The organism is Actinoplanes sp. NPDC004185 (assembly GCF_053603475.1).
Genome location: NZ_JBSGFR010000010.1, coordinates 83,495 through 103,273, shown reverse-complemented (window position 1 = coordinate 103,273; position 19,779 = coordinate 83,495). Strand labels below are relative to the sequence as shown.

The window sequence follows — 19,779 nt, the reverse complement described above, 5'->3', positions numbered from 1 at the left end:
CACGGTAATGTGAACAACGTGCTGACCATCGACAGCGCGATCGTCGAAGCGATCGTCGCCCACGCCCGCCGGGACCACCCCGACGAGGCCTGCGGTGTCGTCGCCGGGCCCATCGGCAGCGACCTGCCGACGCGGCACATCGCGATGGACAACGCGGCCCGGTCCATGACGTTCTACGAGTTCGACTCGATGGAGCAGTTGCGGGTCTGGCGCGAGATGGACGACAACGACGAGGAACCCGTCGTCATCTACCACTCGCACACCGCGACCGAGGCCTATCCGTCCCGCACCGACATCTCGTTCGCGGGGGAGCCGGGCGCGCATTACATGCTGGTCTCGACCCGCGAGCCGGATTCCGAGGAGATTCGCTCGTTCCGTATCGTGGACGGTGTGGTGACCGAAGAAGAGGTCAACATCGTGGATGCGACGGTGGACGCGTGAGTGGGAGTGCGGACGGCTACGCCGTCCAGTCGTACATGTTCGGGCAGAGCCCCGCGTCGGTCTATTACGAGTGTCGCTGACGCGCGACCTCAGCAGACCCTGCCCTCGAACTCTCTCGACTTCTCTTTTCCTAGGAGCATCACAGTCATGGCTATCGAAGTTCGCGTTCCCACCATCCTGCGCAGCTACACCGGCGGCTCCAAGGTCGTCGAGGGCTCCGGTGCGACGCTCTCCGGCCTGATCGACGACCTGGACACCAAGCACTCGGGTCTCAAGGGCCGGCTGCTCACGCCCGAGGGTGGCCTGCACCGCTTCGTCAACGTCTACGTCAACGACGAGGACGTCCGCTTCCTCGGCGCGCTCGACGCCCCGCTGAACGACGGCGACTCCGTCACCATCCTGCCGGCCGTGGCCGGCGGCGCGCTCGGCTTCGCCGCCGCAGCGGCCCTGCTGGGGCGCTAACTCCATGGCTCGCTACGAGAGCCTGCTGGATGCTTGCGGGGGCACGCCGCTGGTCGGCCTGCCCCGGCTGTCGCCGACGGTGCCCGAGGGGGCGCCGCCGGTGCGGCTCTGGGCCAAGCTGGAGGACCGCAACCCGACCGGCAGCATCAAGGACCGCCCGGCGCTGTACATGGTGCGGGAGGCGGAGGAGTCCGGGCGCCTGCGCCCCGGCGACACCATTCTCGAGCCGACCAGCGGCAACACCGGCATCTCGCTCGCCATGGTGGCCAAGCTGCGCGGCTACCGCCTGGTCTGCGTGATGCCGGAGAACGTCTCCTCCGAGCGGGTGCAGCTGCTCCGGATGTACGGCGCGGAGATCATCTTCTCGCCGGCCGCCGGTGGCTCCAACCAGGCGGTCGCGACGGCCAAGCAGATCGCGGCCGAGCACCCCGACTGGGTCATGCTGTTCCAGTACGGCAACGCGGGCAACGCCCGGGCCCACTACGAGACGACCGGGCCGGAGCTGCTGCACGACCTGCCGACGATCACCCACTTCGTGGCGGGCCTGGGCACCACCGGCACGCTGATGGGCACGGGCCGCTACCTGCGGGAAAAGGTCGAGGGCATCCAGATCGTCGCCGCCGAGCCGCGCTACGGCGAGCTGGTCTACGGCCTGCGCAACATCGACGAGGGCTACGTCCCGGAGCTCTACGACGCGACCGTGCTGAGCCGGCGCTTCTCGGTCGGCACCCGCGACGCGGTGCTGCGCACCCGGCAGCTCGTCGAGGTCGAAGGCATCTTCGCCGGCTTCTCCAGCGGCGCGATCCTGCACGCGGCGCTGGCCGTGGCGCACGAGGCGGTCAAGGCCGGTCAGCGCGCCGACGTGGCCTTCGTGGTGTGCGACGGCGGCTGGAAATACCTCTCCACCGGTGCCTACGGCGGCACCCTGGCCGAGGCCGAGGACGCCCTCGAGGGTCAGCTCTGGGCTTGAGCAAGCGGCGGGGCGGCAGTGCCGCCCCGCCTGCTCTCGGCTGTAGTCGGCTCAGTAGGCCACGGCGAGCATGATGTCCACGATCAGCGGCAGGGCCGCGGCCAGCAGTAGCAACCACGGCAGCACCCGCCGGTGGATGGAGAGAAACGCGCCGACCGACAGGGCCACGCTGACCATGCCGAAGAAGGCCAGCACGGGCACGTACCAGCCGGGCACCCCGCCGCTGATCTGCGAGACCAGGCCGCGGATGCCGATGCCGACGCCGGCCAGGCCGAGCAGCGACGCGTACAGGGACATGGCCAGCAGCCGTCGGGGGCCCGGCGCCGGGTCGTCCGGGGTGGGGAAGCGGAAGTAGACCTCGCCGTCGATGTCGTCCATCTGGTCGGCCGGACCGGGTTCCCACCCGAACGGGACCAGGTCCGGCGCCGGAGAGTCCTGCACCGGGACACGAGTCCGTCTCGGCTCCTGCACGCCCGTCGTCGCCACTGCGTTCCTCCGTCTGGCCCCTGGTGGTCCTTCACGGTGTGCAACGAATGCGACTCACGTGGCGTAACGGATGGGATAATGATGCAGGTCACGACCGGTGTGACCTGCGTTGTCGATTTCGCGACAAATGCATCAGACATTTAGCCGACGTGCTGGTCCCGGCGTAGGCTGCGCAGCGTGATTGACTGGTCTGCCGTTTCGACCAAGGACCGATCCCTGGGGGCAAAGGACTTTCAAGGAGCTTGGGCCTTGGCCGAGTGGACGACCGAGCGTGAACCAGAGGAACCCGCATGCGACTGACCGTTCTCGGCTGCGCCGGCAGTTTTCCCGGCCCCGAGTCGGCTTGTTCGGCCTACCTCGTGGAGGCGGAGGGGTTCCGGCTGCTGATCGACTTCGGGTCCGGCTCCCTGTCGGCCCTGCAGCGGTACGCGGGCATCGGGGCCGTCGACGCGATCATGCTGACCCACCTGCACTGCGATCACATGCTGGACGCCTGCACCTACGTGGTGGTGCGTCGCTACGCCCCGGGCGGCCCGCTCCCGCCGCTGCCCGTGTACGCCCCGATGGGCGCCGCCGAGCGCATCTCAGCTGCCTACAGTGCCGAGAACGAGCCGGTCGACGACGTGTACACGTTCTACGGTCTGCAGCCCGGCACGTTCCCGATCGGCCCGTTCACCGTGACCGCCGACCGCGTCAACCACCCGATCGAGACGTACGGCGTCCGCGTCGAGCACAACGGGCGGGTGCTGGCGTACTCGTCGGACACCGCGCCGTGCGACGCCCTGCTGCGCCTGGCCCAGGGCGCGGACCTGTTCCTGTGTGAGGCGAGTTACCTCGACGGCGTGGTCAACCCGCCCGACCTGCACCTCACCGGCGGCGAGGCGGGAGAGGCGGCGACCAAGGCGGACGTCGGCAAACTGCTGCTGACCCATCTGGTTCCCGCCTGGGGCAGCGAGGCCTCTACTGTGGAGGCCGCGTCGGCCGCGTTCGCGGGTCCGGTGGAGGTCGTGCGACCCGGTTCCCGCTACGATCTCTGAGCTTGCCGAGGGGACGGCACGAGCGGACCACCGACCTCGAAGTGACCTTGGAGTGCCCTGCATGACCGGTCGATCAGTGGGTGAACGCAAGCTGCGTATCGTCCGACTGGCGAACTTCGTCTCACCTCGTTCGGGCGGGTTGCGCACCGCGCTGCGCAATCTCGGCGAGGGCTATCTGCGGGCCGGCCACGAGCCGATCCTGATCGTGCCGGGGCGGGAGCGCTCCGACGAGATGACCCCGCAGGGCCGGGTCATCACGCTGCCGGGCCACCGGGTGCCGCGCACCGGCGGCTACCGCGTGCTGGCCGGGCGGCGCGAGCTGACCGGGCTGCTGGACGGCCTGCAGCCGGACCGCATCGAGGTCTCCGACCGGGCCACGCTGCGCTGGACCGGCCGCTGGGCCCGGGAGCGCGGGGTGGGCTCGATGATGGTCTCCCACGAGTCCCTGGCCGGCCTGCTGGGCGTCTGGGGCATGCCGCAGCGCGACCGGCTGGCCGACCGGCTCAACCGCCGTACCGCCGAGGTCTTCGACCAGATCGTCTGCACGACCGCCTTCGCGGCGGCGGAGTTCCGCCGCCTCGGCGTGCCGAACCTCGTCGAGGTGCCGCTCGGCGTCAACCTGCGTCAGTTCCACCCGAGCCGGGCCGACGCCGCCGTCCGCGCCCGTTATGCCCGCCCGGAAGAGCTGCTGGTCGTCTACTGCAGCCGGCTGTCCGCCGACAAGCGCCCCGAGCTGGCCGTCGACACCATCGCCGCGTTGCGCGCGGCCCGGGTGCCCGCCGTGCTGGCGCTGGCCGGCGACGGCTCCCGCCGGGCCGCGCTGGCCTATCGGGCGGCCCGCCTGCCGGTGCGGTTCGCCGGGCACATCTCCGACCGCGACGATGTCGCCGCCCTGCTGGCCAGCGCGGACGTGGCCGTGGCGCCCGGCCCGGTGGAGACCTTCGGGCTCGCCGCGCTGGAGGCGCTGGCCTGCGGCACGCCCGTGGTGGTCAACGCGGCCAGCGCGCTGCCCGAGGTCGTCGGGGACGCCGGTGTGGCCGTGCGCGGCACCCCGGAGGCGTTCGCCGAGGGCGTGCGCGGCCTGATGGAGCGTCCCGAGGACGAGCGCCGGGCGGCCGCCCGGGCCCGCGCCGAGCTGTTCGGCTGGCCGCAGGCTGTCGACGGTTTCCTGCGGGCCCACGGCGCAATGCCGCAGGCGCGCAGCTCAGCGGTCGTGGCCCGGCAGCCGATGCCGGAGCGGTCGCTGCGACCGGCCGTGCCGGCGGTCGCCGCGGTCGCCTCCAGTGCCTGGGCGACGGCACCCGGCGACGCGCTGTAGCGGCGATCAGCCTAGGCTCTTGGCATGGCGCGACCCGACGGCCGAGAGCCCGGCCAACTCCGACCCGTGACCCTCACCCGCCGGTGGAGCATTCATCCGGAGGGATCGGTGCTCGTCGAATTCGGCGACACCCGGGTGCTCTGCACCGCCAGCGTGACCGAGGGTGTGCCGCGCTGGCGCAAGGGCTCCGGCCTGGGCTGGGTGACCGCCGAATACGCGATGCTGCCCCGCGCGACGAACACCCGCGGCGACCGGGAGAGCGTCAAGGGCAAGGTCGGTGGCCGCACCCAGGAGATCTCCCGGCTGATCGGGCGCAGCCTGCGGGCCTGCATCGACCTCAAGGCCCTGGGTGAGAATTCCATCGTGCTCGACTGTGACGTGCTGCAGGCCGACGGCGGCACCCGTACGGCGGCCATCACCGGCGCCTACGTCGCGCTGCACGACGCGGTCAACTGGCTGGCCGACCGCAAGTCGCTGGCCGGCAAGGTCGAGAAGGTGATGCACCGCTCGATCCAGGCGGTCAGCGTCGGCGTCATCGACGGCGAGCCGCGCCTCGACCTGATGTATCTCGAGGACGTCGCCGCGGAGGTGGACATGAACGTGGTCTGCACCGGCGACGGCGACTTCGTGGAGGTGCAGGGCACCGGCGAGGCCAACGTGTTCCGCCGGGACCAGCTCGACCAGCTGCTCGACCTGGGCGTGCTGGGTTGCGCGGAGCTGGCGGCGGCCCAGCAGAAAGCACTGGCGTCATGAGCGCCCGCCTGCTGCTCGCCACGGCGAACCCGAAGAAGCTGGTGGAGCTCCAGCGCATCCTCGACAACGCGCTCGGCTCCGGCGGCGTCGAGCTGGTCGGGCTGGGTGACTTCCCGGACTATCCGGATGTGCCCGAGACCGGCCTCACCTTCGGCGAGAACGCGCTGATCAAGGCCCGCGAGGGTGCTTCGCGCACCGGCCTGCCGACGGTGGCGGACGACTCCGGGCTGGCCGTGGACGCGCTCAACGGCATGCCCGGCGTCTTCAGCGCCCGCTGGGCCGGTGGCCACGGCGACGACCAGGCCAACCTCGATCTGGTGCTCGCGCAGATCGGCGACGTCCCGGACGAGCACCGCGGCGGCGCCTTCGTCTGCGCGGCCGTGCTGGTGCTGCCCAACGGCCGTGAGCACCTGGTCGAGGGTAAGCAGCGCGGCCAGATCCTGCGCTCGCGGCGCGGCACCGGCGGTTTCGGCTACGACCCGATCTTCCTCGGGGAGGGCCAGAGCCGCACCAACGCGGAGCTGAGCGCCGACGAGAAGGACGCGATCAGCCATCGCGGCAAGGCGTTCCGTGAGCTGGCCAAGGTCATCGCCAAGGAGCTTCCCCGCTAGGGCCGTGGCCACGAAACGTTCAGGGTGTGGAGCGGGCGCAACCCTTGCGCCCGCTCTCGAACCACTGCGTACCGTGGACCGGCACCGGCACCATTTCCCGGACCTGCTCGTCCCCTGTCTCCACGCTGATGGCAGCAATGAGTTCCGCGGGCGGATCCACGGCGCAGTTCCACTCGACCACCACGTCGACGGGCAACGTCATACCCGGCGCGACCGGACGTTCTTTCTCGGGACTGCGTACGGTGACGCCCGGCTGGTCGACGCGGACGGCACGGACGGCACGGACGTCGATCGTCTCCGGACCGGCATTGACCACCGTGACCTGGGCTTCGATGCGTACCCGCCGCTGCTCGTCCACCGTCGTCAGGCCGTCCTCAGCGAAGAGCAGCACTGAGACCGTGGACCAGGCGGCCTGATCCGTCCGTTCCACCGAAGCCGCCAACGGCCGATACCACCCGATGTAGGTCGCGACACCGCCCAGTACCAGGCCGGCCAGAAACGACCCCACCACGACCGCGACCAGCGTCCGCACGGTGGCGAGCCGGCGCCAGCGACCTGCCGGAGCGCCGTTCTGAGCCGGCTGGTCCAAATCGATCACTGCATGCCCCTTCCTGGTGCAGCCCTCTACTATGCCGCCGTGACCAAATGGGGGATGGGTGTCGCGGCCGCACTGCTACTGGCCGCTGCCGGGTGCACGCCGGGCGGCACGTCGGCACAGACAGTGGAGCTGGTGGCCGGCGGCGGCGAGGCCGACGGTGGCCCGGCCGCGGACGCGTTCATCGACGGCCGGCTGGTGGACATGACGGTCGACCGGGCCGGGACGCTGCGGGTGCTGACCGAGTACAACGCGGTCGCCACCATGTGGACGGTGCAGGACGGCAAGCTGTCCCATGTGCCGGTGCCCGGCTTCAGAGCCGAGTACGTGAGCCAGATGACGGCCGGTCCGGACGGGGCCGTCTACGTCGCGCTGTGGAACGGCGAGGGCGGCGTCTGGCAGATCACGCCGGAGGGCAAGGCCACCCGGCGGCTCGGCATCGACCGGAACACCTACCGGGGCGACCGCAAGCCGCCGGCCGACGGTGCCGCGGCGGACGGTGCCTACCTGCGGTATCTGCACGGTGTCGCGGTCGGGCCGGACAACCGGATGTACTTCGCCGAGGAACGCAACGACCCGACGACCCACCAGCTGATCCGTACGGTCGACGGCGGCACGGTCAGAACAGTGCTGGGGCGGGACCTGGCCGGGCTCACCGCGCGGCAGTGGCGCTCCGCGCGTACCCGGGAGGGCGGTTTCCCGGACGGCACCCCGGCCACGCAGATCGCCCTGGAGGGCGGCCTGAACGACCCGATCGCGATCGGCGCCGACGGCACCCTGTACGCCGGCCCGGGCCGGCGCAGCGTCGTCGCGGTCCGCGCGGACGGTTCCGCGCACGAGGTGATCGGCAACGTCGCCGCCGGCGGCCTCGACGGGGCCGTCGACGATCCGGAGAAGCCGTTCGCCGACCGCGGCCGAGCGGCGCAGGCGTCGGTCTGGCTCCGGGGCAGCCGCACCGGCCAGCGCGGCGAGAGCAACGCCAGCCTGGTGACCGACGACCGCGGCAACGTGTACGTGACCAGCTACCGCACCGGCGCGGACGACCTGCCGAGAAGGTTCGACTGGACCGGCGACGCCACCGGCCGGCAGCGTGACCTGCTCGTCCAGTCAAGGAAGCGGCGGGACGCCGCCACCGGCACGACCGAGGTGCTGCAGATCCGGCCGGACGGGTCGCTGGCCACCGCGGCCGGTCACGCCGACGCGGCCGCGGTGCACGGCGACTGGCTTTACCTGGCGCGGGCGTTCACCGACGACGAGCGCACCGACCGGGTGCTGGTGGTCCGCACGGCCATCCCGCGCTAGGCGCCGCGCCGGCCGCCGTGCCTCAGGGCCTGAATGACCACGCCCGGGCGCAGCAACTCGCTCGGCGGCATGAGCAGTTGTTGCACGCCGAGGTAGATCCGGCTGAGCTCGGCCGACGACTGCGAGGCGACGGCGAGCCGCTTGGAATACCAGTTGGTGAGGCGGACCCCGGGCGGTCGCGGCCCGGCGGTCTGCGGATACGCGAAGTCGTTGCCGACCGCGAACCGCCACGGGACCGCGATCAACTCCGCGGCGGTCCGGTAGTACTCGCGGGCGGCAGCGGTCGTCGCGGCGCCGTGCCGGTCCAGGGTCTCGCCGAGCGCGCCGGCCGCCATCGCGGCGACCGTCATGCCCTGCCCGTAGATCGGGTTGAAGCTGCACACGGCGTCGCCCACGGTCAGGTATCCGGCCGGGACCCGGTCCAGCTCCTCGAAGAGCCGGCGGCGGCTGGACCGGAACCGGAACGGGAGCGGCTCACCGAGCGGCTCGGCCTGCGCGATCAGGTCGGCGATGATCGGGTCGGGCAGGCTCCGGGCGTACGCCTCGAAGCTCGCCACGTCGCTGGGCACCGGGTCGACGTGCCAGCCGCCGACCGCGACCAGCCACCGGTCGTCCTCGATGGGCAGCACCAGCCCGGCCTTCTTCTCGTGCGGCGGCTCGGGCAGCACCAGCGCCGCCTCCCAGCCCTCCAGCTGGCCGGGCCCGCGCCGATAGACCCGGGTGGTGTACGCGACGCCGATCTCCACCTCGAGCTGTCGTGGTGCCGGCAGGCCGAGCTCGCCGAGCCACCGGTCCGAGCGGCTGTTGCGTCCGGAGCAGTCGACGACGAGGTCGGCGGCCATGCTCTCGCCGGTGTCCAGCACCACCCCGGTGACCGCGTCGGCGGCCCCGAGCAGGGCGGTCACCGTCACGCCCTCGCGGATGGTCACGGCCGGCTCGGTGGCGACCCGCTCGCGGATGACCGCCTCCAGCAGGGGCCGGCTCACCGAGGTCAGGTCCTGGCCGGCCGGTGCGGGGGTGCGGCGGCGGCCGAACCGGTAGTTGCACAGGCCGGTCCCGAGGTCGAAGCGCCGGGCGCCGCGGGAGATCAGCTCCTCTCCCAGGCCGGGGAACAGCTCGGTCAGCACCCGCAACCCGGAGATCAGCAGGATGTGCCCGTGCGCGCTCTGCGGCACCCCGCGCCGCGGCACCCCGCCGGCCGGTAGCGTGTCCCGGTCGAGGACCGTGACCTGCGCGTACCGCCGGCTCAGCACCCGCGCGACGGCGAGCCCGCCGATGCCGGCCCCGATGACCACTGCTCTACCGTCCATGATGGAGAGCCTAGAGCAGCGGCCCGATCGCCTCCTCGATCGCGGCGCGCAGGGCCCGGTCCGCGACGACTGCCCGGGTCTGCTCGATGACCGGGGCCAGGAAGACGTCCGGCCCCGGTTCGCCGGCGAAGCCTTCCAGGGCGGCGACCGCCGCGCGGCCGGCCGGTGACGGGCTCAGCGGCGCGCGCAGCTGCAGGCCCCGCGTCGCGGCCAGGAGCTCGACGGCGAGCAGGCTGGTCAGGTTGTCCAGGACCGTGCGCAGCTTCTTCGTCGCGGCCCAGCCCATCGACACGTGGTCCTCCTGCATGCCGCTGGTCGGCAGGGAGTCGACCGAGGCGGGCGCCGCGAGCCGCCGGTTCTCCGCGACGATCCCGGCCGCCGTGTACTGGGCGATCATCAGGCCCGAGTTCACTCCGGCGTCCGGGGTCAGGAACGGCGGCAGCGTGCGGTTGCGGGTCACGTCGAGCAGCCGGTCGACCCGGCGTTCGGCGATGGCCCCGACCTCGGCGGCGGCGATGGCGAGGAAGTCGGCGGCGAAGCCGAGCGGTGCGCCGTGGAAGTTGCCGGTGGACTCGACCCGGCCGTCCGGCAGCACGACCGGGTTGTCGACCACGGACCGCAGCTCGCGGCCGGCGGTGGTCCACGCGAACTCCAGCGTGTCGCGGGCGGCCCCGGCGACCTGCGGCGCGCAGCGCATCGAGTACGCGTCCTGCACGGCGTGGGCCAGGTCGTCGCGGTGCGAGTCCATGATCGCCGAGTCCTGCAGCAGCCGGTGGATGTTGGCCGCCGAGTCGGACTGGCCGGGGTGCGGCCGGATCGCGTGCAGCTCCGGCAGGAACGGCCGCTCGGAGCCGAGCATCGCCTCGATCGCCAGCGCGGCCGTCACGTCCGCCATGGTGAACAGGTGCCGGGCGTCCTCGATGGCCAGCAGCAGCATCCCCAGCATGCCGTCGGTGCCGTTGATCAGCGCCAGGCCTTCCTTGGCGGCCAGCGTCAACGGCTGCAGACCGGTGCCGTGCAGGGCGTCGGCGGCAGCCATCCGCGAGCCGTCCTTGCCCAGCACCCAGCCCTCGCCGAGCAGCACCAGCGCGCAGTGGGCCAGCGGCGCCAGGTCACCGGAGGCGCCCAGCGAGCCGTGCTCGGGGACCCAGGGGGTGATGTCGTTGTTGAGCAGGTCGACGAGTCCCTGCGCGAGCACCGGCCGTACCCCGGACAGGCCCAGGGCCAGCGAGCGCACCCGCAGCAGCATCATCGCCCGCACCACCTCGCGGGGCATGGGCGCGCCGACGCCGGCGGCGTGCGAGCGGATCAACGCGTGCTGCAGCTCGGCCCGGCGTTCCGGGGCGATGGAGGTGTTGGCCAGCGCGCCGAAGCCGGTCGAGACGCCGTACACGGGCCGGCCGGAGGCCTCGATGCTGTCGACGATGGCCCGGCTGCGGGCCATGGCCGCGTAGGTGGCCTCGGAGATCTCGACGCGGGCGTCGTGCCGGGCGACGGCGAGGACATCGGCGGGGGTGATGCCGGTGGGTTCGACTGAGACGGTCATTGGGGCACTCCGTTGTGCAGCACTGTGCTGATGAGCGGAACACCCGGCCGGTAGGCCAGGTGCAGATACGAGGGCGCGTCGAGGACGGCCAGGTCGGCGCGGGCGCCGGGCCGCAGCACGCCGACGTCGTCGCGGCGCAGGGCCCGGGCGCCGCCCGCGGTCGCGGCCCAGAGGGCCTCGGCGGGCGTCATGCGCATTTCCCGTACGGCGAGAGCCAGGCAGAAAGGCATCGACGACGTGAACGACGACCCGGGGTTGCAGTCCGTCGCCAGCGCCACGGTCACCCCGGCGTCGAGCAGCCGGCGGGCATCCGGGTACGGCGACCGGGTCGAGAACTCGGCCCCGGGCAGCAGCGTCGCCACTGTGCCGGAGCCGGCCAGGGCGTCCACGTCCGCGTCGCTGAGATGGGTGCAGTGGTCGGCGCTGGCGGCCCCGAGCTCGACCGCCAGCCGTACGCCCGGTCCGGCGGTGAGCTGGTTGGCGTGCACGCGCAGCCCCAGCCCGGCCTTCGCCCCGGCGGTCAGGACCTCCCGGGTCTGGTCCCCGTCGAAGGCCCCCCGGTCGCAGAACACGTCGATCCATCGGGCATGCGGTGCGGCAGCCGTCAGCATCGCCCCGGCGACCAGCGCCACGTAACCGTCGGGGTCGTCGCGGTACTCGGCCGGGACGACGTGGGCACCCAGGAACGTGGTCTCCTCGGTGAGCTGCCGGGCGATCCGCAGGCTCCGGGCCTCCTCGGCGACGCTGAGGCCGTAACCGCTCTTGATCTCGATGGTCGTCGTGCCCTGGCGCCGCGCCTCACCGACCAGCCGGCTCGCCGCGGCCAGCAACTCCTCGTCGCTCGCCGCCCGGGTCGCGGCCACGGTCGTGCGGATCCCCCCGCCGGTGTAGGGCTCGCCGTTCATCCGGGCCGCGAACTCCGCGGCCCGGTCACCCGCGAAGACCAGGTGGGCGTGGCTGTCCACGAAGCCCGGGATGACCGCGGCGCCACCGGTGTCGAGGCGTGCGTCGGCCGCGGGCGCGTCGCGGGCCGGGCCGACCCAGGCGATCCGGTCGCCCTCGACGACCACGGCCGCGTCGGTCAGGACACCCAGCTCGGGATCGTTGGTGACGAGCTCACCGATGCCGCCGATCAACAGGCTCATGTCAGGGCCTCCCGCAGCGCCGCCGGGACGTCGAACGCGGTGTGCCGTCCGCCGTCGACGATGAGGCGGCCGTCCGCGACGACGTGGGTCACGTCGGCCGCGGTGGCCGCGAAGACCAGGCCGGCCAGGTCGACGCCCGCGGTACGCACGCTGTCCAGCGACACCGCCACCAGGTCGGCGCGCCGGCCGGCGGCGATCGTGCCGGCGTCGTCCCAGCCCAGCGCCGCGTGACCGGTGGCCGTCGCCGCGGTCAGCAGCTCGGCGGCGGTGAAGTGACCGCGCCGCTCGGTCGCGAGCCGCTCGTCCAGCTCGACGCCGCGGGCCTCCTCGAAGAGGTCGATGACCGCCTGGCTGTCGCTGCCCAAGCTGAGCCGGGCGCCCGCGTCGGCCAGCGCCCGGGCCGGCCCGATGCCGTCGGCCAGATCGCGTTCGGTGCTCGGGCACAGGCAGACGTGCTGGTCGCCGAGGATCTCCAGGTCGGCGGGGGACAGGTGGGTGGCGTGCACCGCGGTCGTCATGGGCTGCCAGACGCCCATGCTGTCGAGCAGCTCGGCCGGCGAGCAGCCGTGCACGGCCTGACACTGCTCGTTCTCGGCGCGCTGCTCCGAGAGGTGGACGTGCACCGGCAGCCCGTCGGTGCGGTGCGCGAACGTCGCCATCCCGTCGACGGGCACCGCGCGCACCGAGTGGAGAGCCGCGCCGATCTTCACGCCCGCGGACGCGCGCAGCCCGTCGAAACGTGCGGCCCAGCCGTCGTAGTCGCCGTCGCCGAAGCGGCGCTGCACACCTTCGAGCGGCTCACCGTCCACACCGGACGTCAAATAGACAGCGTCGAGCAGCGTGATGCGGATGCCGGCTTCCCGGGCCGCCTCGATCAACGCGTGACCCATCGCGTTCGGGTCGGCGTAGGGCGTGCCGTCCGGGCCGTGGTGCAGGTAGTGGAACTCGCCCACGCAGGTGATCCCGGCCAGGGCCATCTCGCCGTAGACCGCCCGGGCCAGGGTGAAGTAGCTGTCCGGGTCGAGCCGCCCGGCCACCTCGTACATCCGCTCGCGCCAGGTCCAGAAACTGCCGCGGTCACCGTGGGTGCGACCGCGCAGAGCCCGGTGGAACGCGTGCGAGTGCGCGTTGGCCAGCCCGGGCAGCACGAGACCGGGCAGCAGAGTGCCGGTGGGCGCCGCGCCGGGCGTGACGGCGGTGAAGCGCCCGTCCTCGATCTCGATGCGGACATCGCGCGCGACCGTCCCGCCGACCCAGGCGTACTGCGCGAAGTACGTCATGCCGCGAGCTCCCCGAGCACGGTGGCCAGCGCCTCGACGCCGGCCGTGCAGTCGGCGTCGGTGGCGTGCTCGGCCGGCGAGTGCGAGACGCCGGTCGGGTTGCGGACGAAGAGCATCGCGGTCGGCACGTGCGCCGACAGCACCCCGGCGTCGTGACCGGCGCCGGTCGGCAGGATCGGTGCGTCACCCAGCAACGTGGACAGCCGGGACGCCAGCGTGGTGTCGAACGCGACCTCGGGGGAGGCTGATTCCGGTTCGACGCTGACCTGCGTACCGTCGCCGGCCGCGCGCTCGACCGCCCGCTTGACGATGGTCTCGACCAGCCGGTCCATGGTGCCTGTGTCCGCCGCCCGGGCGTCGAGCCAGGCCCGTACGAGCGACGGGATCGCGTTGGTGGCGTTGGGCTGCACCGAGACGCGGGCGATGGTGGCCAGCGCCCCGGCCAGCCGGGCCTCCTCGTTGGCCGCGAGCACGGTGGCCGCGAAGGTCAGCATCGGGTCGTGCCGGTCGGCCATCCGGGTGGTGCCGGCGTGGTCGCCGTGGCCGGTGAAGTCCAGCCGCCAGCGGCCGTGCGGCCAGATCGCGCTCGCGACACCGACCGGCACCTCCAGCGCCCGGCCCTGCTCGATGTGCAGCTCCACGACGGCGCCGACCCGGCTCGCCAGCGCGGGCAGCGCCCCGGCCGGGCGGCCCCCCAGCGCCTCGCCGAAGGTCACCCCGTCGGCGTCGCACAGCGCGGCGGCCGCGTCCGGGTCGATCGCGCCGGTCAGCAGCCGCGAACCGAGGCAGGGCAGGCCGAAGCGGCCACCCTCCTCCTCGACGAACGCGGCCACGCCGATCGGTCGCGCCGGGGTGACGCCCGCGGCCCGGAGCCGGTCGACGGCCAGGAACGCGCTGACGATGCCGAGCGGGCCGTCGTAGCCGCCGCCGTGCGGGACCGAGTCGAAGTGCGAGCCGGTCAGCACGGTGCCGGGGCCCCACTGCCGTCCCCACCAGGCGAACAGGTTGCCGTTGCCGTCGTCGGTGACCGTCATGTCGCGGCGGTCGGCCTGGTTGCGGAACCAGTCGCGCAGGATCAGCTCGGGGTCGCTCAGGGCGTACCGCAGATAACCGCCGCTGCGGTCCAGGCCGATGGGCGCGATCTCGGCCCAGAGCCGCGGGAAGGCCGCGGTCATTGCTTGTCCTTGTTCTGCATGGGGATGTGCACGGAGGCCGCGGCGGCGGACTCGTAGCCCGCGTCGACGTGCCGGATCACGCCCATGCCCGGGTCGTTGGTGAGGACCCGCTCGATCTTCTGCCCGGCCAGGGCGGTGCCGTCGGCCACGCAGACCTGCCCGGCGTGGATCGACCGGCCGATGCCGACGCCACCGCCGTGATGGATGGACACCCAGCTCGCCCCGCTCGCCGTGTTGATCATCGCGTTCAACAGCGGCCAGTCGGCGATCGCGTCCGAGCCGTCCAGCATCGCCTCGGTCTCCCGGTACGGCGAGGCCACCGACCCCGCGTCGAGGTGGTCGCGCCCGATGACCAGCGGTGCGGAGACCTCGCCGCGCGCCACCATGTCGTTGAACCGCACCCCGGCCTTGTCGCGCTCGCCGTAGCCGAGCCAGCAGATCCGGGCCGGCAGCCCCTGGAACGCGACCCGCTCGCCGGCCAGCCGGATCCACCGGGCCAGCGGCTCGTTGTCCGGGAACAGCTCCAGCACGGCCCGGTCGGTGGCGGCGATGTCGGCCGGGTCGCCGGACAGCGCGGCCCAGCGGAACGGCCCCTTGCCCTCGGCGAACAACGGCCGGATGTACGCGGGCACGAACCCGGGGAACGCGAACGCCCGGTCGTACCCGCCGAGCTGCGCCTCGCCGCGAATGGAGTTGCCGTAGTCGAACACCTCGGCGCCGGCGTCGAGGAAGCCGACCATCGCCTCGACGTGCCGCGCCATGCTCTCCCGGGCCCGATCGGTGAACTCCTCCGGCTTGGCCGCCGCATAGTCGGCGGCGTCGCCGGGGTCGATGCCGATCGGCACGTAGCTCAGCGGGTCGTGCGCGCTGGTCTGGTCGGTGACGATGTCGATCGCCACGCCCCGGAGCAGCAGCTCGGGGAACACCTCGGCGGCGTTGCCGACGACCCCGATGCTGACCGCCTGCCGGTCCCGCCTGGCCGCCTCGGCCTGCCGGACCGCGTCGTCCAGGTCGGTCGCCACCGTGTCCAGGTAGCGGTCCTTGACCCGGCGCCGCAGCCGCGACTCGTCGACGTCCACGATCAGGCAGACGCCGCCGTTCATGGTGACCGCGAGCGGCTGGGCGCCACCCATGCCGCCGCAGCCGGCGGTCAGCGTCACCGTGCCGGCCAGGTCGCCGCCGAACCGCTTGGCCGCCACGGCCGCGAACGTCTCGTAGGTGCCCTGCAGGATGCCCTGGGTGCCGATGTAGATCCAGGAGCCGGCGGTCATCTGGCCGTACATGGTCAGGCCGAGCTGCTCCAGCCGGCGGAACTCCGGCCAGGTCGCCCAGTCCCCGACGAGGTTGGAGTTGGCCAGCAGCACCCGCGGCGCCCACTCGTGGGTGCGGAACACCCCGACCGGCTTGCCCGACTGCACCAGCAGCGTCTCGTCGTCGGCCAGCACGTCCAGTTCCCGGACGATCGCGTGCAACGACGGCCAGTTCCGGGCGGCGCGCCCGGTACCGCCGTAGACGACCAGGTCGTCGGGACGCTCGGCCACGTCGGGGTCGAGGTTGTTGAGCAACATCCGCTTGGCGGCCTCCTGCGGCCACCCCTTGGCGGTACGGGTGGTGCCCCGCGGCGCTCGCACTGACATACCGAACTCCTTCACGCTTCGAAGATGTGGCGGCGGGAGGCGGTCGCCTCGAACTCCTCCAGGCGGCGCTGGGCCTGCTCGGGCGCGGCGTCGCACATCGCCTGGAGCAGCACCATCGCCATGGCCATCGGCCCGGTGTGCAGGTCGAACACCAGCTGGGTGCCGACCGGGGCGGGCAGCACCACGTCGGCGTGCGCGGCGGCCGGGCTCACCGCCGAGTCGGTGAGCGCGACGACGGCCAGGCCGGTGGCCCGGGCCTCGCGGATCGCCTCCAGGGTTTCCCGCGGATAGCGTGGCAGCACAATCGCCAGCATCGCGGTCGCGCCGGCCGCGCGGGCCTGATCGAGCCGATCCAGCAGCATCGTGCCGCCGTCGTCGAGCACCCGGACGTCCGGCTGCACCTTGGCGGCGAAGTAGCCGAAGTACGCCGCGAGCGGCCCCGCGGCGCGCAGCCCCAGCACCGGCAGCGGGCGGCTGGCCGCGAGCAGCCGGGCGGCCTGCTGGACCGCGTCGAGGCTGCTCAACTGGTCGGCCATGCGTTCCAGGTGCTGGGTCTCGGCCCGCAGGGCCCGCTGCACGGGGTTGTCCCCGCTGTCGGCCGGGGCGGTGCCCACCCCGACCAGGGCGCGCAGCTCGCGCCGCAGCGCGGGATAGCCGGCATAACCCAGGGCCATGGCGAACCGGGTGACCGACGGCTGGCTCACCCCGGCCAGCTCGGCGACCTCGGCGGCGGAGAGATAGGCCGCGGACGGCGCATGCTGCACGAGGCTGTGCGCGATCCGCCGCTGCGTCGGGGTGAGCCGGGCGCCCTGGAAGAGATCCACCACGCGCTCGGCTGTCCTGGCCGCTCCGTCATTCACCCCAGCAGAGTATGCATAAAAACTTTCAGAGCGCTAGCCCCGGGCACTGATTGGCCCGTTGTACCGCGTCGCCGGACACCTGACAGTGGTGGCTACCCTGTGCAGGCCTTCGATACGGGGAAGGGATTCCATGTCGTACGACATCGACGCCGCTGAGGACTGGCTGGACAGCTGGACGGCAAGCGTCAGCGCGCAGGCGGAACGGGCCGCGGAGCTGTCGCGACGGGTCGCGGCGCTCACCGCAAGCGCGGAGAGCCGCGACGGATCGATCAAGGTGACGGTCGGATCCTCCGGGCAGGTGGAGTCGCTCGAGCTGACCGATCGGGTGGATCGGGTGCCAGGGCCTGAACTGTCCCGCCACATCATGGCCGTGATGCGGGACGCCCAGGCGCAGTTGGCTGTCCGGGTCTCCGCCCACGTCGAGCAGACGGTCGGGTCCGACTCCGAGACCGGCCGGGCCGTGATCCATTCGTTCGAGTCGCGGTTCCCGGCACCGGAGCGCGACGACGATCAGGAGCCCGGTCATGGCCGCGGATGAGGTCCAGTTCCCGGCCTACGAGGTTCAACGACATGCCGGCACCGTCGACAGCGTGTCCGACGCCATGGAGACCGCCCGCGGCGCGGTGCACGAGGTCGCCATGGACACCGGCGCGTACGGGCAGCTGTGTCAGTTCCTGCCCGGCATCCTGAGCCCCGTCTTCGGCCTGGGCCTCGACGCTCTCCACAAGACCGTCGACGTCCTGAACGAGACGGCGGCGAACCTGCGCACCACCGCGGCGGACATGTCGGCGACCGACACCGCCAGCAGTCAGCGGATCACCAAGGCGGGTGACGGCAAACACCCGGCGATCGAGTTGCCGCTGTGACGAACCCCCTGGTCGCAGCGGAACAGAGCTCCACCACCTGGTACACCGGACTGGGCCTGGTCGAGAGCGCCGCGCAGGTGTCCAGCGGCATTCACGACAACAGCTGGGTCGACGGAACGCTCGGTGGAGTCGGCGGCAGCCTCGACATTCTCGGCCTGGTCATCGACCCGCTCGGATCGCTGGTGTCCTGGGGCGTGTCGTGGCTGATGGAACACGTCCGGCCGCTCAAAGAGGCGCTGGACTGGCTGGCCGGCAACCCCGACGCGATCGCCGCGCACGCGACGACCTGGCGGAACGTCTCCAAGTTCACCGCCGATGCGCAGACCCGGTACGTGGATGCGCTCAGCCAGGAGATCGCTCACTGGAAGGGCGGCTCCGGAGACGCGTACCGGCAGCACGCCGGCGCGGCCGCCCAGGTGATGCAGGGCATCTCGTCGGCCGCCGGCGGCATCTCCTACGCCGTCGAGGGGGCCGGCCTGCTCGTCGGGCTGGTCAGGGGCATCGTCCGGGATCTCATCGCGCAGTTCGTCGCCACCCTGGCCGCCCGTCTGCCGCAGTGGCTGGCCGAGGCCGGGCTGACTCTCGGCATCGCCACCCCGGTCGTCATCGGCCAGGTCGCCGCGCTGGTCGCGAAATGGGTCGACAAGATCCAGACGTTCATCCGGGGCCTGCTCAACAGCCTCCGCCGGCTGCTGCCGAAGGTCAACTCGCTGGGCGAGATCCTCGCCGGCCTCAAGGACGAACTGGCCCGGCTGCTCAGCAAGGTCACCGGGGGAGGCGGCAAGGGCGGCGACGGACCGGACGTGGGGCCGGGCCGCGGCTGGCGCGAGGGTGACCCACCGCCACCTCCCCGGGCCACCGGCGACCTGCCCGCCGACGCGCACCTCGGGTCGCGATACGTCGGCGAGAACGATCCGAACAACCCGAACCGCGCCTTCGCGCCGAAAACCGTGCACTACATGGACGAGGCCGAACGGGAAGCGCACCGGGTGTTCGTCGACGGCGAAGGAAACCTGCGCAGCGCCGCCGACGGCAGCCTGTTCGACACCGCCCGCGGCATCACGCACTGGTCCGGTGACGGCCGCGCGATCTTCGTCATGGACGACAGCGGTAATCTCTACGCGACCCTCGATCAGGATCCCGGCCGTATCCACCACTCGTCGCTGCTCGGCGGCCAGCCGGTGGTCGGCGCGGGCGAGATCGAGGTGCGCAACGGCAAGCTGGTGGCGATGACCGACCAGAGCGGGCACTACATGCCGAAGGCCGAGCAGAACGACATCGCACTTCAGAGCCTGCGGGATCAGGGAATGATCACCGATCCCGACTTCGCACAGTACGGATGGGGCGGCAACAGACGATGACCATGGACCTCGACGACACGCGCGGCATCATGAACCAGCTGCTGTACCCGATCGACGGCGCTCCCGACCTGAGTGACGCGACCGCCGCCCGCATGGTCTCCAACATGATCGACGGCCGACCGTACTCGACCCCGGTGGCCGACTTCGCTGAGGCCATCGACCTGACGTTGCGGGCGGGCGCGCTGCATCCGCAGACGGCCGAGATGAGCCAACGGTTCACCGAGCCCGAACTGCTCGACTTCCTGCGCCGCGTGCAGCACCTGCTCGAGGAAAGCCGCCCCTGGCCGCGCCCGAAGTTCCACAAACTCGACGTGACCGAGTGGCCGTCCTTCGGTGACGCCACCGCGATCGCCACGATCAAACTCCCCGCCCACCAGCTCAACGGTGCTGTCGGCCGCCCGTTCGACCATGTGCCGGCCGGCGAGGCCAAACTGCCTGTGCTGATCCTGCAGCTGCGCACCGGCGAGGTCGTCGCCCTGATGGGCTCGGTCGACCCCAGGTCGACGACCTTCGCGCTGCTGTACCGCGGTGACACTGCCCCGGCCGACGTCATCGATCACTTCCGCGAGCTGGCCCGCCTCCGCGAAGGTGAGATCGTCGCGATCTAGGGGGTCGGGCTTCCGC

20 protein-coding genes and 1 pseudogene are annotated in these 19,779 nt (G+C 72.2%); 12 read left to right on the top strand and 9 right to left on the bottom strand.

Annotated features, from left to right (window positions below; all coding sequences use genetic code 11):
* The first annotated feature begins 18 nt into the window (after positions 1 to 18).
* The 3 genes and pseudogenes from ACWEOZ_RS12730 to ACWEOZ_RS12720 all read left to right on the top strand — a co-directional run bounded on the left by ACWEOZ_RS12730 (position 19) and on the right by ACWEOZ_RS12720 (position 1,873).
* Positions 19 to 521 (top strand): annotated as a pseudogene (locus tag ACWEOZ_RS12730) (Mov34/MPN/PAD-1 family protein).
* A 67-nt stretch (positions 522 to 588) separates the two neighbouring features.
* Positions 589 to 903: a MoaD/ThiS family protein gene (locus ACWEOZ_RS12725; RefSeq protein ID WP_360828883.1), complete on the top strand. Its 315-nt coding sequence runs from the start codon at positions 589 to 591 to the stop codon at positions 901 to 903.
* Positions 904 to 907: 4 nt separating this feature from the next.
* A complete protein-coding gene (locus ACWEOZ_RS12720; protein WP_360555206.1) occupies positions 908 to 1,873 on the top strand; it encodes a PLP-dependent cysteine synthase family protein in 966 nt (321 codons plus the stop codon).
* Positions 1,874 to 1,924: 51 nt separating this feature from the next.
* Here ACWEOZ_RS12720 and ACWEOZ_RS12715 read toward each other — a convergent pair whose 3' ends face one another.
* Positions 1,925 to 2,314, bottom strand: a complete 390-nt coding sequence (locus ACWEOZ_RS12715) for a hypothetical protein (RefSeq protein WP_451910862.1) — start codon at positions 2,312 to 2,314, stop codon at positions 1,925 to 1,927.
* A 335-nt stretch (positions 2,315 to 2,649) separates the two neighbouring features.
* On the opposite strand from ACWEOZ_RS12715, the gene ACWEOZ_RS12710 reads away from it, so the two are divergent.
* From ACWEOZ_RS12710 to rdgB, 4 genes are all read left to right on the top strand, one after another.
* Entirely contained in the window at positions 2,650 to 3,396 is a 747-nt protein-coding gene (locus tag ACWEOZ_RS12710; protein ID WP_451910861.1) for an MBL fold metallo-hydrolase, read from the top strand.
* 61 nt (positions 3,397 to 3,457) lie between these two features.
* Positions 3,458 to 4,714: a glycosyltransferase gene (locus ACWEOZ_RS12705; RefSeq protein ID WP_451910860.1), complete on the top strand. Its 1,257-nt coding sequence runs from the start codon at positions 3,458 to 3,460 to the stop codon at positions 4,712 to 4,714.
* Between the two features lie 24 nt (positions 4,715 to 4,738).
* Positions 4,739 to 5,467 carry a ribonuclease PH gene (gene rph, locus ACWEOZ_RS12700; RefSeq protein WP_451910859.1) on the top strand — a complete coding sequence of 243 codons (729 nt, stop codon included), beginning with the start codon at positions 4,739 to 4,741 and terminating at the stop codon, positions 5,465 to 5,467.
* Positions 5,464 to 6,078 carry an RdgB/HAM1 family non-canonical purine NTP pyrophosphatase gene (gene rdgB / locus ACWEOZ_RS12695; protein WP_451910858.1) on the top strand — a complete coding sequence of 205 codons (615 nt, stop codon included), beginning with the start codon at positions 5,464 to 5,466 and terminating at the stop codon, positions 6,076 to 6,078. Before rph ends, rdgB begins: the two co-directional genes overlap by 4 nt.
* 19 nt (positions 6,079 to 6,097) lie before the next feature.
* On the opposite strand, the gene ACWEOZ_RS12690 is transcribed toward rdgB, so the two are convergent.
* On the bottom strand, positions 6,098 to 6,610 hold the full coding sequence (locus ACWEOZ_RS12690) for a hypothetical protein (protein WP_451910857.1): 513 nt from the start codon (positions 6,608 to 6,610) through the stop codon (positions 6,098 to 6,100).
* Positions 6,611 to 6,715: 105 nt separating this feature from the next.
* On the opposite strand from ACWEOZ_RS12690, the gene ACWEOZ_RS12685 reads away from it, so the two are divergent.
* On the top strand, positions 6,716 to 7,975 hold the full coding sequence (locus ACWEOZ_RS12685) for a hypothetical protein (RefSeq protein ID WP_451910856.1): 1,260 nt from the start codon (positions 6,716 to 6,718) through the stop codon (positions 7,973 to 7,975).
* On the opposite strand, the gene ACWEOZ_RS12680 is transcribed toward ACWEOZ_RS12685, so the two are convergent.
* From ACWEOZ_RS12680 to ACWEOZ_RS12650, 7 genes are read right to left on the bottom strand one after another with little or no spacing between them, the layout of a single operon-like run.
* Complete coding sequence (locus tag ACWEOZ_RS12680) at positions 7,972 to 9,285, bottom strand: FAD-dependent oxidoreductase (RefSeq protein ID WP_451910855.1); 1,314 nt, start codon at positions 9,283 to 9,285, stop codon at positions 7,972 to 7,974. The two genes, ACWEOZ_RS12685 and ACWEOZ_RS12680, sit on opposite strands and share 4 nt — an antisense overlap.
* A gap of 10 nt (positions 9,286 to 9,295) precedes the next feature.
* A complete protein-coding gene (gene hutH, locus ACWEOZ_RS12675) occupies positions 9,296 to 10,831 on the bottom strand; it encodes a histidine ammonia-lyase (RefSeq protein WP_451910854.1) in 1,536 nt (511 codons plus the stop codon).
* Complete coding sequence (gene hutI, locus ACWEOZ_RS12670; RefSeq protein ID WP_451910853.1) at positions 10,828 to 11,976, bottom strand: imidazolonepropionase; 1,149 nt, start codon at positions 11,974 to 11,976, stop codon at positions 10,828 to 10,830. The genes hutH and hutI overlap by 4 nt, the downstream gene beginning before the upstream one ends.
* Positions 11,973 to 13,256, bottom strand: coding sequence for a formimidoylglutamate deiminase (locus ACWEOZ_RS12665; protein WP_451910852.1), 1,284 nt, complete (start codon positions 13,254 to 13,256; stop codon positions 11,973 to 11,975). Before ACWEOZ_RS12665 ends, hutI begins: the two co-directional genes overlap by 4 nt.
* Positions 13,253 to 14,431, bottom strand: coding sequence for an allantoate amidohydrolase (locus tag ACWEOZ_RS12660; protein ID WP_451910851.1), 1,179 nt, complete (start codon positions 14,429 to 14,431; stop codon positions 13,253 to 13,255). The genes ACWEOZ_RS12665 and ACWEOZ_RS12660 overlap by 4 nt, the downstream gene beginning before the upstream one ends.
* Positions 14,428 to 16,068 (bottom strand): urocanate hydratase, encoded by a 1,641-nt coding sequence (gene hutU / locus ACWEOZ_RS12655; protein WP_451910850.1) that lies wholly within the window; start codon positions 16,066 to 16,068, stop codon positions 14,428 to 14,430. The genes ACWEOZ_RS12660 and hutU overlap by 4 nt, the downstream gene beginning before the upstream one ends.
* A gap of 11 nt (positions 16,069 to 16,079) precedes the next feature.
* Positions 16,080 to 16,928: a MurR/RpiR family transcriptional regulator gene (locus ACWEOZ_RS12650; RefSeq protein WP_451910849.1), complete on the bottom strand. Its 849-nt coding sequence runs from the start codon at positions 16,926 to 16,928 to the stop codon at positions 16,080 to 16,082.
* Between the two features lie 130 nt (positions 16,929 to 17,058).
* Here ACWEOZ_RS12650 and ACWEOZ_RS12645 point away from each other — a divergent pair, with 130 nt between their 5' ends.
* The 4 genes from ACWEOZ_RS12645 to ACWEOZ_RS12630 are packed head-to-tail and all read left to right on the top strand — an operon-like array spanning position 17,059 to position 19,763.
* Positions 17,059 to 17,466, top strand: a complete 408-nt coding sequence (locus ACWEOZ_RS12645) for a YbaB/EbfC family nucleoid-associated protein (RefSeq protein ID WP_451910848.1) — start codon at positions 17,059 to 17,061, stop codon at positions 17,464 to 17,466.
* A complete protein-coding gene (locus ACWEOZ_RS12640) occupies positions 17,453 to 17,794 on the top strand; it encodes a type VII secretion target (RefSeq protein WP_451910847.1) in 342 nt (113 codons plus the stop codon). The genes ACWEOZ_RS12645 and ACWEOZ_RS12640 overlap by 14 nt, the downstream gene beginning before the upstream one ends.
* Complete coding sequence (locus tag ACWEOZ_RS12635) at positions 17,791 to 19,155, top strand: hypothetical protein (RefSeq protein WP_451910846.1); 1,365 nt, start codon at positions 17,791 to 17,793, stop codon at positions 19,153 to 19,155. Before ACWEOZ_RS12640 ends, ACWEOZ_RS12635 begins: the two co-directional genes overlap by 4 nt.
* Positions 19,134 to 19,763: a hypothetical protein gene (locus ACWEOZ_RS12630; protein WP_451910845.1), complete on the top strand. Its 630-nt coding sequence runs from the start codon at positions 19,134 to 19,136 to the stop codon at positions 19,761 to 19,763. The genes ACWEOZ_RS12635 and ACWEOZ_RS12630 overlap by 22 nt, the downstream gene beginning before the upstream one ends.
* Positions 19,764 to 19,779: the final 16 nt, after the last annotated feature.

Bases quoted from the DNA above. Each gene is read 5' to 3' on its own strand.
- ACWEOZ_RS12725 (WP_360828883.1), top strand. From the start codon at position 589: ATGGCTATCGAAGTTCGCGTTCCCACCATCCTGCGCAGCTACACCGGC.
- ACWEOZ_RS12720 (WP_360555206.1), top strand. From the start codon at position 908: ATGGCTCGCTACGAGAGCCTGCTGGATGCTTGCGGGGGCACGCCGCTG.
- ACWEOZ_RS12710 (WP_451910861.1), top strand. From the start codon at position 2,650: ATGCGACTGACCGTTCTCGGCTGCGCCGGCAGTTTTCCCGGCCCCGAG.
- ACWEOZ_RS12705 (WP_451910860.1), top strand. From the start codon at position 3,458: ATGACCGGTCGATCAGTGGGTGAACGCAAGCTGCGTATCGTCCGACTG.
- rph (WP_451910859.1), top strand. From the start codon at position 4,739: ATGGCGCGACCCGACGGCCGAGAGCCCGGCCAACTCCGACCCGTGACC.
- rdgB (WP_451910858.1), top strand. From the start codon at position 5,464: ATGAGCGCCCGCCTGCTGCTCGCCACGGCGAACCCGAAGAAGCTGGTG.
- ACWEOZ_RS12680 (WP_451910855.1), bottom strand. From the start codon at position 9,285: ATGGACGGTAGAGCAGTGGTCATCGGGGCCGGCATCGGCGGGCTCGCC.
- hutH (WP_451910854.1), bottom strand. From the start codon at position 10,831: ATGACCGTCTCAGTCGAACCCACCGGCATCACCCCCGCCGATGTCCTC.
- hutI (WP_451910853.1), bottom strand. From the start codon at position 11,976: ATGAGCCTGTTGATCGGCGGCATCGGTGAGCTCGTCACCAACGATCCC.
- ACWEOZ_RS12665 (WP_451910852.1), bottom strand. From the start codon at position 13,256: ATGACGTACTTCGCGCAGTACGCCTGGGTCGGCGGGACGGTCGCGCGC.
- ACWEOZ_RS12660 (WP_451910851.1), bottom strand. From the start codon at position 14,431: ATGACCGCGGCCTTCCCGCGGCTCTGGGCCGAGATCGCGCCCATCGGC.
- hutU (WP_451910850.1), bottom strand. From the start codon at position 16,068: ATGTCAGTGCGAGCGCCGCGGGGCACCACCCGTACCGCCAAGGGGTGG.
- ACWEOZ_RS12645 (WP_451910848.1), top strand. From the start codon at position 17,059: ATGTCGTACGACATCGACGCCGCTGAGGACTGGCTGGACAGCTGGACG.
- ACWEOZ_RS12640 (WP_451910847.1), top strand. From the start codon at position 17,453: ATGGCCGCGGATGAGGTCCAGTTCCCGGCCTACGAGGTTCAACGACAT.
- ACWEOZ_RS12630 (WP_451910845.1), top strand. From the start codon at position 19,134: ATGGGGCGGCAACAGACGATGACCATGGACCTCGACGACACGCGCGGC.